The organism is Leucobacter shiyiweii, assembly GCF_052446065.1.
Classification (GTDB): domain Bacteria; phylum Actinomycetota; class Actinomycetes; order Actinomycetales; family Microbacteriaceae; genus Leucobacter.
Genome location: NZ_CM127080.1, coordinates 1986762 through 1999492, shown reverse-complemented (window position 1 = coordinate 1999492; position 12731 = coordinate 1986762). Strand labels below are relative to the sequence as shown.

Sequence of the window (12731 nt, the reverse complement as noted above, 5' to 3'; positions counted from 1 at the left end):
AACCTCAAACGGGTTACCTGGGTGGAGGTGTCGATGCGCTCGACAATGGGTCATATCGGCGTTTTCTTAACCGAAACCACTGACCAGGCAGGGTTTTGGGACGGCATCAACTGGCCGTGGGCATGGACCGTGTTTGTGCTCATCATCGACAATGTGATTCGAGTTGTCGCAGTTTTCGTGGTGCCGCGCAACCGTCGCCCTACCGCAGGTATGGCCTGGCTCATGGCGATCTTCTTTCTCCCGGTTCCGGGCCTCTTGCTCTTCCTGCTGATTGGTGGAAACCGGCTTCCTCGCAAGCGACGCAGAATGCAGGAAGCGACGAACCGACTGGTGAGCAGCCTCACCGATCGAGAGACCTTTGAGTTGGGAACTTCGCTGGCAGAACTGCAACCCGGTTTCCGTAACGCGGTAATGCTGGGCCGATCGCTCGGTGCTCAGCCGATGGTGCGGGGCAATACTGCCTCGATCAGCATCGACTACGAGGGTTCGATCGCGCAGATGGCCGCAGCGATCCGCGAGGCGAAAGAATACGTGCACATTGAGTTTTACATCTTGGTGCTCGATGATGCCACGAGAGAAGTGTTCGAGGCGATGCGTGAGGCGGTCGACCGCGGCGTGGTTGTTCGGGTGCTGCTCGACCACATCTCCGCCGTGCGGAATCCTGGGTACAAGCGCACCGCGAAGTTCCTCGATGAGATCGGAGCCCAGTGGACGTACATGCTGCCGGTACGCCCCTGGCGGGGCCAGTGGCAGCGCCCCGATCTCCGCAATCACAGGAAGCTCGTGGTCATTGACGGGCAGGTTGGGTTCATGGGGTCGCAGAACCTTGTCGATTCGAGCTACAACAAGCCTTCAAATCGTCGGCGCGGGCTGCACTGGAAGGATCTCATGGTTCGACTTGAGGGCCCGGTCGTCATGGGGCTCGAAGCAGTGTTTCTCGGTGACTGGTATTTGGAGACCGGCGAGTCGCTTACCGACTACCTGAACACTGAGGCATCAGTGGCCACACCCGGAACGCTGGACTGCCAGGTGCTCCCGAGCGGCCCGGGGTATGGCAGTGAGAACAATCTGCAGGTGTTTATCTCCCTCATGTACACCGCGACCCGACGACTCAGCATCACCAGTCCGTACTTTGTGCCAGACGGGGCAATCATGCACGCGCTTCGCGCCGCGACCGCGCGCGGGGTCGAAGTGGAACTCTTCGTGTCGGAGATCGGCGACCAGCCTGTTGTCTTCCACGCCCAGCGTTCGTACTATGAGGAGCTGCTGCGCGCTGGTGTGCGCATCTTCATGTTCCGACCTCCGTACATCCTGCACTCGAAGCATTTTACGATCGATGATTCGGTTGCGGTGGTGGGCTCGTCAAACATGGATCAGCGATCCTTCAACCTGAACATGGAAGTTTCTATGGTGGTACATGGCCGGGAGTTCGTGAGAGAGCTCGACCAGGTGATTGCCTACTATCACGAGAACTCTCGTGAACTGACTCTTGCGGAATGGGAAAAGCAGTCGGTGCCATCTCAGCTCCTCGATGGTCTTGCGCGACTGACCTCGGCGTTGCAATAGCGCTCAGGGTGCGAGCGTGAGCAGATCGCCCACATCGCACCCGAGCGCATCGCAGATCGCGGTGAGCGTTGAGAAGCGGATCGCGCGTGCCCGGTCATTCTTCAATACCGACAGATTCACAACGCTGACCCCGACAGCATCGCTCAGCTGAGTGAGAGTCATGCCGCGAGTAGCGAGCAGCTCATCGAGTCGGCAGTGTATCCGGTGCCCGGCCTCTGGTGCTGCAGTGCTCACACGAGCCCCTCTGTCTCGCGGCGGAGTCGATCGCCGACGCTGAACGCGGTAATCACGATCGATCCGGCGAACGCGCCAAGGAGAAACGGCAACGGCTCGACGGCGAGCACGACAGTGTTCTCAAAACCGCGGTCGGAGAGGAGTGCAATTGCGCCGTTCGCCACCATGTTGCCGAAAAACGGAACGAGGGCGGCGCCGATGAGGGCCGTGATCGCAGCCGTCGAGACCCAGCGCGTCTGCGCGCTGCTGAAGATCACTCCTCGCAGGATGTTGCGAGCCACGACAATCAGACACACGACGACGATCGTAACCGTCGCGAGGAGCACTGCCGCTTCCAGCAGGCCCGCGGCGAGTGAGGCAACCGGCAATTCGGGCGCTAAGACAAGGGCTCGATCCAGCTCTACCGAGACTGACGCACCAGCGGGCCCGATCGGTACCTCGGCAGTGGTGTCGACGAATCGCGCGGCGACCTCCACGGGCCCGGCGCCGAGCAGCTCGATCCAGCGTTGTGCGGCGACGTAGGCAGTCACCGCGACGATCGCGACCCCGATAAGCATGAATAGGACAATGCCGGCGCGGTCGCCTCGCGACGGTCGATCCACTTGGATAGCTGTCTTTGGAGTGTGGTTCGGGGTGGGTGGGTGGATCTCGTCCGGCACGGCCTGTCCTTTCGGGAGCGGTTGCTTGTGTGCGCATATCGCTTATCGTTAGTAACGTTTATCGTTATGCTAGCAGCTCCTCGCTTCTCCCATCACGCCTCTGGCGAACACTGGCCCGGGATCCATCTTCGCTGCGTACGCTGTTGGTATCGGCCGAGAACGCACCCCTCGACGCACCTCGGCCACAGGAGGTTAGAGATGTTCGAGAGATTCACCGACCGTGCCCGTCGTGTGGTTGTGCTTGCCCAAGAAGAGGCAAAGATGCTCAATCACAACTACATCGGCACCGAGCACATTCTGCTTGGTCTGATTCACGAGGGCGAGGGTGTCGCCGCGAAGGCGCTCGAGCAGCTCGAGATTTCGCTCGACGCAGTCCGCGAGCAGGTCACCGACATTATCGGCACCGGCCAGCAGCCGCCCGCGGGGCACATTCCGTTCACGCCGCGCGCCAAAAAGGTACTTGAACTGAGCCTCCGCGAGGCGCTTCAGCTCGGCCACAACTACATCGGGACCGAGCACATTCTGCTCGGTCTGATTCGCGAGGGCGAGGGTGTCGCCGCGCAGGTACTCGTAAAGCTCGGGGCCGACCTGAATCGTGTGCGGCAGACCGTTATCCAGTTGCTTTCCGGCTACCAAGCCGGCAAGGAGTCGGTGAGTGTCGGGGCGTCAGAGAGCACGGGTGCCGAGGCAAAGGGCTCGCAGGTGCTTGACCAGTTCGGTCGCAACCTGACCCAGGCCGCTCGCGAAGGCAAGCTCGACCCTGTTATTGGGCGCGAGAAAGAGGTCGAGCGGGTCATGCAGATCCTCTCCCGCCGCACGAAGAACAATCCGGTTTTGATTGGTGAGCCCGGTGTGGGAAAGACTGCCGTTGTTGAGGGCCTTGCACAGGCCATCGTCAAGGGCGAGGTTCCCGAGACGCTGAAAGACAAGCAGGTCTACGTTCTCGACTTGAGTTCCCTCATCGCCGGCAGCCGCTACCGCGGCGACTTCGAAGAACGACTCAAGAAGGTCACGAAAGAGATCCGCACACGTGGAGACATCATCATCTTCATCGACGAGATTCACACTCTCGTCGGTGCCGGTGCTGCTGAGGGTGCGATCGATGCGGCCAACATCCTCAAGCCACTGCTCGCCCGTGGCGAACTGCAAACCATCGGTGCGACCACTCTCGATGAGTTCCGTAAGCATTTTGAGAAGGACGCGGCTCTTGAGCGTCGCTTCCAGTCGGTCATGGTGAACGAGCCATCGCTCCAGCACTCGATTAACATCCTGAAGGGTTTGCGCGACCGCTACGAGGCACACCACAAGGTGTCGATCACCGATGCGGCGATCGTCGCCGCAGTGAACCTGGCGGATCGCTACGTGCAAGACCGATTTCTCCCTGACAAGGCCATCGACCTCATCGACGAGGCGGGCGCTCGTCTGCGCCTGTCGATCCTGTCGAGCCCGCCCGAGCTGCGTGAGTTCGACGAGAAAATTGCCCTCGTGCGCGCAGACAAGGAAAAGGCCATCGAGGATCAGGACTTCGAGAAGGCCGCGGGCCTGCGCGACGAGGAAAAGAAGCTCATCGCCGAACGCCTGCGCCTCGAAAAGCAGTGGCGTAAGGGCGAGGTAGAGACGACCGCCGAGGTGGACGAGGGTTTGATCGCAGAGGTGCTCGCACAGGCCACCGGGATCCCGGTCTTCAAGCTCACCGAAGAGGAGACCTCTCGGCTCCGGTTCATGGAAGAGGCCCTGCATCAGCGGGTCATTGGGCAAAACGAGGCCATTTCTGCGCTCGCAAAGACGATTCGTCGCCAGCGCGCGGGCCTGAAAGACCCGAAGCGCCCGTCTGGCTCGTTCATCTTTGCTGGCCCCACAGGCGTCGGCAAGACCGAGCTGGCGAAGGCCCTCGCCGAGTTCCTGTTCGATGACGAGAGCGCGATGATCTCGCTCGATATGTCTGAATACGGCGAGAAGCACACCGTCTCGCGTCTCTTCGGTGCGCCCCCCGGCTTCGTTGGGTTCGAAGAGGGCGGTCAGCTCACGGAGAAAGTGCGCCGGAAGCCGTTCTCTGTGGTGCTCTTCGACGAGATCGAGAAGGCCCACCCTGACATCTTCAATTCGCTTCTGCAGATCCTCGAGGAGGGCCGGCTCACCGACGGCCAGGGTCGCGTGGTCGACTTCAAGAACACCGTGATCATTATGACCACAAACCTCGGCTCGTCGGCGATCGCAGGCGGCCCGGTTGGGTTCCAGATCGAGGGCGACTCGCAGATTGGCTACGAGACGATGAAGGGCAAGGTGAACGAAGAGCTGAAGAAGCACTTCAAGCCTGAGTTCCTGAACCGTGTCGACGACGTGATCGTCTTCCCGCAACTCTCGAAGCCCGAGCTCTTGCAGATCGTTGGCCTCTTCGTGAAGTCACTCGCAGATCGTTTGTTGGATCGCGACATCCGCATCGAGGTTGCGACAGCCGCGCGGGAGCGACTCATCGAGATCGGGTTCGATCCCACGCTGGGCGCTCGCCCGCTGCGTCGTGCGATCCAGCGTGAGATTGAGGACCGGCTCTCCGAGCGGATCCTCGGAGCCGAGTTGTTGGCGGGTGACCTGGTAACGGTTGATTTCGTGGACGGCCAGTTCACTTTCACGACCGATGGCGGATCCAAAGATCACGGCAGCACGTCTGCGTCGTCTGCCGCAGCAGTAGCTTCAACAGCTCCCACGATCGAGTAGTCCAGGCGCAACACCGCAGGGCCCGAGACCTCCTGGTCTCGGGCCCTGCGGTGTTCTGGCCCTGAGATCCGGGAGCAAACGCGAAGTAGGGTCGCCGCACGGTGACGTGATGATGACGCGTGAGCGCGACCTGCCCTATTAGACTCTCTGCATGACTCAGGCCGCCGACGTGCAAGTGCGCCCCGCGCGTACCTCCGACATCCCGACCATGGTGACGCTCATGCAGCCGCTCGTGGAGCGACGCATCTTGCTCGGCAAGGATCTCGTCGAGCTCTACGGTGCCGTGCCTGAGTTTGTCGTTGCGGTGGATCCAGAAGATCAGGTCGTCGGGTTTGGCGCGTTGCACGTGATGTGGGAGCACTTGGGTGAGGTGCGCACGCTCGGGGTTTCTGAGCAGTGGCTTGGACGGGGCGTGGGCCACCGGCTGCTGGGGGCGCTGGAAGAACGTGCGCGTGCACTGGGGCTGCAGCAGCTATTTTGTCTGACGTTCGAAGTCGATTTCTTCAGCCGTCACGGATTTGCCGAGGTCGGCGAGGATACCGAGTTGGTTGCGGCCGATGTGTACGCCGAGCTCCTGCGCTCGCACGACGAGGGTGTCGCCGAATTTCTCGACCTCGCTCGCGTGAAACCGAACACCCTTGGCAACACGCGCATGTTGAAGGCCCTCTAAGGTCGCTCCCGGGTTACCCTGGCGACATGAGCACGCTGCGGGAACCAGTTGGGCCGAAAGACAAGACGGTCTACATGAGGCGCCGCATACTGGTGCTCGCTGCGCTTCTCGCGGTGATCGCCGCAGTAGTCCTGGTGATTGTGAAGCCGGGTTCGAGTGGAGGTGCCACCGGGGCTCGCCAGGTCGAGGTGCCTGAAGATTTGGTGACCGTCGAACAGGAAGAGACAGCCGCGGCGGATCCGGCTGCGATTGCCCCGTGCGCCGACTCGCAACTGCGAGTCACGCCCGTTACCGATCGCTCGAGCTACGCCTCCGGGGAGTTGCCCGGGCTCTCCCTCAGTGTTGAGAACATCGGGGAGGCCGACTGCCAGGCAGACCTCGGCACGGCGGCGATGCGCTTTGAGATTACGAGTGGAGCGGATCAGGTATGGCGATCCACCGATTGTCAGGAAAACGCAGATCATCGTGCCGTGATCGTACAGCCAGGCAAGCCGCTCTCGACCGAAACGCTCGTGTGGGATCGTACGCGGTCGAGCCCTGAGTCGTGCGAGATCACTCGGGACCCGGTCGGTGCTGGCGGTGCCACCTATCACCTGCGGGTGGCAGTAGGCGGTGTGAACGGCGAGGGTACGGCGCCGTTCCTCCTCTACTGAGTCCCAACTCCTTGCCGGTCGGTGCCGGCGGTGGGTTCAGTGGCGAGGCGATCTTCGAGCCGGAATGCAATCCACAGTTCGGCTCGATCGTCAGGATCCCCGAGCGAGCGATCGAGCAACGCTTCAATGCGTGCGAGGCGAGTGCGAACGGTGTTTCGATGCACGCCGAGGTGATCAGCGCAAGCGCCTCGGTTGCCCTGATGGGCGAGAAATGAGCGCAGGGTGGACCGCAAGACCGTCCGCTCATCTGCGCCGAGGTTAGGATGACCGCCGTCGCTTGAGTACGCGTTCGCGCTGGCTTGCAAGGGGCCAAGCACCTCACCGACCACGGCGCGAGCTGGAGCGTCGGTCACTCCGCCCGCGCCGACTGCGCCGACTGGGCTCGGCGGTCGCAACAGCGCCCCGAGCACGGCTGAGTCACGGTCGGCGAAAATGACGCGGGGGCTGCGCGGTTGCTGGTACAGCTGCTCCACCGCTGAAAGCACCGGGAGGTGAGGCTCGAGCGAGCGCAAGCTCGACAGGCTGGCCTCGAGTGGGGCGGCGATCCCGACCACGGCATCAAGCCCGTGCGAGGCGGCTGTTTCAAGGGCGTGGTCGGTCGGCGAACCATCGGTGATGATCTGCCAGGCGCGGGCCACCCCGGGTGACGGTTCCGAGGGGAGCGCGACGAGCCGGGCAATGCCGCCGCGTGGCTCCGCGCGCCACGCGGAAATCGCATCGGGGCTGCCCTGAATCGCGATGACGCGCAGTAACGGTGGAACGCTGACTGTGGGGTCGAGCAGTTGGAGTAAGCCTCGGGCGTGCGGGTCGCCATCAAGGAGCGCCTGAGTGAGTCGCGACCAGCGTTGTGCCTCTCGCTCGCCATAGCGCTCCTGCCCGCGATTCTCGACGCTCATGACGATTGCGCCGGCGGTGAGTGCCGCGCGGGCTTCAGGGCCGAGCGGTCCGCCGGCGACGGCGAGGCGACGGCCAGCTCCGATGTCGAGGCTCGTGATCTCGGGCTCCCGGGGGGAGACGCGAGGCGGCATGTCTGCGCCGGTCGCGGACGCTGGAACCGCCTCTCCGCTGGCGCCATCAGCATGGGTTGGAAATCCCGCAGTGCCCGCGATGACGGTGTCGGCTCGGCTGAGCACGGCAACCTGCCTCCCCGTCGCCGCCGCCACCGCTGAGATCACACCCGCGGGGCCGGTCTCGCCGAACGCATGGTCGAGGATCCGCTGCTGCGCGAGAAGAGCCTCGTGCGCCGCGCGCAGCTCGTCCACATTGAGGAGAGAGCTCACTGCCTTGCTGATGGCGATGAATGGGGTGGGGGGCGGTACCTCGATGAGTGCCACCCGGTAGGTACTCGCGGCGCTACGTAGTAGATCGGGGATGCGCTCGTGGACGACCCCGATGCCAAATCCGATCGCGGCCACGCGGGCGCGGCTGAGGTCGGCCACGAAATCACGCCAACGCGGGTCGTGCGCCGACAGACTCACCCCCGTGGTCAATACAAGCTCCCCGCCGTCGAGGTACTCACTCAGGTCGACGAGCTCAGTCGTGGAAACCCAGCTAATCTCCGGGTCACCCGCCCCTGACTGCACGAGTTTGAGTCCAAGGGCCGGCTGCGAGAGCAACTGTGACAGAGAAGGCATCTGCAATTGTTGCACAATTGCGTGATACTCACTGTGCAATATGAACATCTTGTGCGCGGCCGAGTGAGCGTAACATGGCTCCCAGAACCAGCGAATCGGCGGTTCGCAGCGCTTGACGCGGAAGGATCACGAAGTGCAGCCAGGTCACGAAGTTCATGGGTCCCGATCAGACGGCCCCCTCGCGGGTATCCGTGTCGCCGATTTCTCTCGCGTACTGGCCGGCCCGCACGCGACGATGATTCTCGCGGATCTGGGCGCCGACGTGATCAAAATCGAAGCACCCGAGGGCGACGGAACCCGTCAATGGTCGCCGCCGGTCAACGCGGTCGGACAGAGCACCTACTTCGCGGGGGTCAACCGCGGGAAACGCTCAGTTGTGTGCGATTTGCGATCCGCCGAGGGAATCGCCCGGGCACGCAAACTCGCCACGACCGCCGACGTGGTGATCGAGAACTTCAAGCCCGGCACCATGGAGAAGTTTGGGCTGGGTTACGAGGCGCTCGCCGCCGAAAACCCCGGACTGGTGTACTGCTCGATTTCGGGCTTTGGCGACACCGCAGGGAAGGATCTGCCCGGCTACGACCTGCTCGTGCAGGCGGTCGGTGGGCTGATGAGCATTACCGGACAGAGCGATGCCGAGGGCGGTGAGCCGACCAAGGTGGGTGTCGCACTGGTCGACATCCTCACCGGACTCAATTCGGTTATCGGCATTCAGGCTGCCCTCATGGCTCGTGACACCGCGGGCACTGCGACGGCCGGCCGTGGGCAGCACGTGAAAGTGACCCTCCTCGGTTCGTTGCTCTCGGCGCTCGCGAATCAGTCTTCCTCGACTCTTGAAACTGGGATTTCGCCTGCCCGTATGGGCAATGCGCATCCCTCGATCAGCCCTTACGAGACCCTCGACGCGGCGGACCAGGCCGTCGCTCTGGCCGTCGGAACCGATGGCCAATTCGCTCGCCTCTGTGCGGTGCTTGGCGTACCCGACGCCGCTGCCGACCCCCGCTTCGCCGACAATCCCAGCCGCGTCGCTCACCGTGCCGAGTTGCGAGAGCTGCTTGAGGCGCGTCTGCGCACCCGCCCGGCCGCCGAGTGGATCACGGAGTTCACCGCGCAGAACATTCCGGCTGGTCGTGTGAATACCATCGCTCAAGCCATTGAACTCGCGGAGTCGCTCGAGTTGGCACCCGTCGCAACCACCCCCTCGATTGGGCCAGATGGTACCGAGTACCCGCTTCGATCGATCGCGCTCCCTATCTCCTTCTCGGCAACCCCGCCCCGTTACCAGGCACCGCCGCCCGGGCTCGGCGAGCACCAAGACGACGCGGAGTGGCGCTGAGCCTGAACCGCCGAGCCCGCGCCCTGACTTGCTCGACCAGACTGCTGGCCGATCCACAATCGAACCGAAAACTACCGCAAGAACCGCAACCCAACAGACATCGCAAGACACATCAGACACCGCACTTCACGTAAAGGAACCGAAATGACAACAACCATTGATCAACTGTTCAACGTTGCCGACTTCGTCACCGAAGAGGAGCGCGAGTGGCAGATGAAGGCGCGCGAGTTCGCGCAGACCCGCATTCGCCCGATCATCGACCAGGCGTTCGAAGACCGCCGCCTGCCGGTCGAGTTGCTGCCCGAGGTGGGCGAGCTTGGCGCGTTCGGCATGTACATGCACGGGTACGGACTGCAGGGCGCCTCCTCAGTCGCCTACGGTCTCGTCGCGATGGAGTTCGAGGCGGTTGACTCGGGATTCCGCACCGCGTTGTCGGTGCAGGGCTCGCTCGCGATGGGCGCGATCTACAAGTTTGGTTCTGAAGAGCAGAAGCAGCAGTGGCTGCCCGCGATGGGCCGGGGCGAGGCGATCGGGTTCTTCGGTCTCACCGAACCGCAGGGTGGATCCGACCCCAACACCATGATCACCACCGCCCGCCGCGATGGCGACGAGTGGGTACTCAACGGCAAGAAGCGGTGGATCGGCCTCGCCACCATCGCCCAGGTCGGCGTGATCTGGGCGAAGGACGAGGAGGGCATCGTGCGCGGATTCGTCGTGCCGACGGAGACCCCCGGCTTCCAAGCCACCGCGATCGAGAACAAGCTCTCGATGCGCGCGTCGCTGCAAACCGAGATCGAATTGACCGATGTGCGCCTGCCTGCCGACGCGATCTTGCCCGGCGCAAAGGGCCTGTCGGCACCGTTCAAGTGCCTGAACGAGGCTCGCTACGGCATCGCCTGGGGCGTGATGGGCGCGGCTCGTGCGTGCCTCGAGGTGGCCATTGAGCGCTCCCAGACCCGCATGGTGTTTGGTGCGCCGATCGGTGGCAAGCAGCTCATTCAGGGTCAGCTCGCCGACATGTTCCTCGAATATCAGAAGGGCACGTTGCTCGCGTTGCACCTCGGACGCCTGAAGGATGCGGGCAACCTCAGCTACGGGCAGATTTCGGTGGGCAAGCTCAACAACGTGCGCGAGGCCATCAAGATCGCCTCGAACGCGCGCTCGATTCTGGGTGGCGACGGCATCACCGATGACTTCCCGGTGATGCGTCACATGGCAAATCTCGAGTCCGTGCGTACCTACGAGGGCACCGACGAAGTACACCAACTGGTCATCGGTCGCGAACTGACGGGCATCGCCGCGTTCGCTTAGGCGGATCGGTCCACCCGCAGGAGATCCGTGCGAGGGTGCTGAGAACGGGGGCGGAGCGATCCGTCCCCGTTTCTGCGATTGCGGAGCCGTTTCGCCCTTTTGCCACTTAGCTCTTTAGCACTTTTGCCCTTTCGCTCTTTTGCTCTTTCGACCTTTACCTCTCTCGCTCTTTCGCTCTTTCGACCTTTTGCTCTTTCGTCCTTTCGTCCTTTAGGTCTCTCGCTCTTTCGCTCTTTCGACCTTTAGTCCTATAGCTCTTTCGATCTTTTGCCCTCTAGCTCTTTAGATCTTTTACCTTTTGCCCTTTGCCCTTTCGGCCTCGCTTCAGTTTCACTTCCGCCCTCTCGGCTCCTCGCGCCACTTGCCCCTAGTTGATGCTCGGGCCAACCTTTACCCACAACTTTGGGAAAGTCGCGACGGAGGCTGCTGGGTCCGGCAATGGAGCTGAGGTTCATTTTCCCCAAGTTGATGCTCGGAACGTCCCGGTTCCACAATTTGGGGCAAATGGAACCTCCCTCCGGGGTGGATGACGCTGCGCCCGCAGGTGCAACTGGAGTACACCCTGGACAGCTCCGGGTTCTATTCGTCGCTCACAAGCGAGCATTTACGCGAATTATCCACAGATGCTCTCCCGCCTTCAAGACAAGGCTCTCAACCCGTCAGGCTTGTCACCATGTCTGCGCGCAGAATCGAATCACCTGCAACTCTCCCGAGCGTCTTCTTGCGCGCGGAGGGCGCCGCAGCGGGGCTTTCCGACTGGGCACTCCGCAGTCCCCGATATGGTCGGCCGTATCACGGGGTCCGTGTGGCCGCAGTTCAGCAACCATCAGAGTCCGCCGCAACCGCAACCGCAACTGCAACCGCAACTGCAACCGCAACAGCAACAGCAACAGCAACCGGAACCGCTCTTCACCTCGCTGCGGCGCGCGACTACCGTCCGCGACTGCGTCGCAACGAACTCTTCAGTCACGAAACTGCGCTGCTCTTTCACGGATGTCCGATCAGGGCAGCACAGTTCCCGCACGTCTCCGTGCTGGCGCCGAGCAATGCAAGCCGCACGAGGGGTGTAGTGGGGCATCAACACAGCGCACCAATTTTGAGCGTAATGGTGGATCAGCACATTCCGGTCGCGGCTCCGCAGCACGCGCTGCTTCAGGCATTGCCAGCTTTGACCCTGGCGGAAACCGTCGTGGCGATTGACCATCTCTTGCGGCTGCGGGGTCCACACGATGGCGCACCGCCGATGCTCACAATGGCAGAGCTCGATGCGCTCGCGTGCACGTCGAATCAGCGTGGAGTGCGGAAGTTGCGCCTGGCCGCGAGTCTGTCGCGCATTGGCTCCGAATCAAGGATGGAAACCCTGCTTCGACTCATTCTTGTCGCTTACGGGCTTGATGAGGGATTCGAGCTGCAGGTCGATCTGAGCGATGACCGCGGGTGGATTGGCCGATTCGACCTGGTTCACGCCGCCCATCGACTCATTGTGGAGTATGACGGCGAGCAACATCGCACTGACGCCAAGCAATACGCGAAAGACGAACGTCGAGTTTCTCGTGCGTGGAAAGCGGGGTATCAGGTGTTGCGGTTTCGGTACCCGGAGGTGGCGCAAAACCCCGAGGTGGCTGCGCTCGCCGTCGCGGAGGCACTAGGGGTGCAGTTGCCGACGCGAAAGCGCATAATTCCTGGGTTGCTGACGTGGTGTTGAACCCCGATTCCTCATTGTGGGGTGGTGCCAAAATGCTCGAACACCGACGCTTGACTTCCCTGAGTACCAACCCTGGGTAACTCGATCAAGTGCTCCATGAAATCGAAACACCCGGTGTCTTCGAGTTTCCCGAAAGTGCGGAAAACTACCTGCACAAACATCAATCTTGGGAAAGTGCCGTCGCGTGCATTGCTGGGGAAAGTGGGTGTACCTAGCAGCGGCAGAAGACTACGTGTGCGTGAGTGCTT

10 protein-coding genes are annotated in these 12731 nt (G+C 62.3%); 7 read left to right on the top strand and 3 right to left on the bottom strand.

Going from position 1 to position 12731, the window contains the following annotated elements; genetic code table 11:
- The first annotated feature begins 33 nt into the window (after positions 1–33).
- The gene (cls, locus tag ACTNFJ_RS09250; RefSeq protein WP_435906021.1) at positions 34–1566 is read left to right on the top strand and encodes a cardiolipin synthase; all 1533 of its coding nucleotides are present in this window, start codon (positions 34–36) and stop codon (positions 1564–1566) included.
- A gap of 3 nt (positions 1567–1569) precedes the next feature.
- On the opposite strand, the gene ACTNFJ_RS09245 is transcribed toward cls, so the two are convergent.
- Positions 1570–1800 carry a helix-turn-helix domain-containing protein gene (locus tag ACTNFJ_RS09245; protein WP_435906020.1) on the bottom strand — a complete coding sequence of 77 codons (231 nt, stop codon included), beginning with the start codon at positions 1798–1800 and terminating at the stop codon, positions 1570–1572.
- On the bottom strand, positions 1797–2459 hold the full coding sequence (locus tag ACTNFJ_RS09240; RefSeq protein ID WP_435906019.1) for a hypothetical protein: 663 nt from the start codon (positions 2457–2459) through the stop codon (positions 1797–1799). The genes ACTNFJ_RS09245 and ACTNFJ_RS09240 overlap by 4 nt, the downstream gene beginning before the upstream one ends.
- A gap of 198 nt (positions 2460–2657) precedes the next feature.
- Here ACTNFJ_RS09240 and ACTNFJ_RS09235 point away from each other — a divergent pair, with 198 nt between their 5' ends.
- The 3 genes from ACTNFJ_RS09235 to ACTNFJ_RS09225 all read left to right on the top strand — a co-directional run bounded on the left by ACTNFJ_RS09235 (position 2658) and on the right by ACTNFJ_RS09225 (position 6497).
- A complete protein-coding gene (locus ACTNFJ_RS09235) occupies positions 2658–5174 on the top strand; it encodes an ATP-dependent Clp protease ATP-binding subunit (protein ID WP_435906018.1) in 2517 nt (838 codons plus the stop codon).
- A gap of 151 nt (positions 5175–5325) precedes the next feature.
- Positions 5326–5844: an amino-acid N-acetyltransferase gene (locus ACTNFJ_RS09230; RefSeq protein ID WP_435906017.1), complete on the top strand. Its 519-nt coding sequence runs from the start codon at positions 5326–5328 to the stop codon at positions 5842–5844.
- Between the two features lie 26 nt (positions 5845–5870).
- Entirely contained in the window at positions 5871–6497 is a 627-nt protein-coding gene (locus ACTNFJ_RS09225) for a hypothetical protein (RefSeq protein WP_435906016.1), read from the top strand.
- On the opposite strand, the gene ACTNFJ_RS09220 is transcribed toward ACTNFJ_RS09225, so the two are convergent.
- Positions 6491–8131, bottom strand: coding sequence for a PucR family transcriptional regulator ligand-binding domain-containing protein (locus tag ACTNFJ_RS09220; RefSeq protein WP_435906015.1), 1641 nt, complete (start codon positions 8129–8131; stop codon positions 6491–6493). The two genes, ACTNFJ_RS09225 and ACTNFJ_RS09220, sit on opposite strands and share 7 nt — an antisense overlap.
- A 133-nt stretch (positions 8132–8264) precedes the next feature.
- Between ACTNFJ_RS09220 and ACTNFJ_RS09215 the strand changes: the two genes are divergently transcribed.
- The 3 genes from ACTNFJ_RS09215 to ACTNFJ_RS09205 all read left to right on the top strand — a co-directional run bounded on the left by ACTNFJ_RS09215 (position 8265) and on the right by ACTNFJ_RS09205 (position 12483).
- A complete protein-coding gene (locus tag ACTNFJ_RS09215; protein ID WP_435906014.1) occupies positions 8265–9467 on the top strand; it encodes a CaiB/BaiF CoA transferase family protein in 1203 nt (400 codons plus the stop codon).
- A 144-nt stretch (positions 9468–9611) separates the two neighbouring features.
- The gene (locus ACTNFJ_RS09210) at positions 9612–10778 is read left to right on the top strand and encodes an acyl-CoA dehydrogenase family protein (protein WP_435906013.1); all 1167 of its coding nucleotides are present in this window, start codon (positions 9612–9614) and stop codon (positions 10776–10778) included.
- 673 nt (positions 10779–11451) lie between these two features.
- Positions 11452–12483, top strand: coding sequence for an endonuclease domain-containing protein (locus ACTNFJ_RS09205; RefSeq protein WP_435906012.1), 1032 nt, complete (start codon positions 11452–11454; stop codon positions 12481–12483).
- Positions 12484–12731 lie beyond the last annotated feature (248 nt).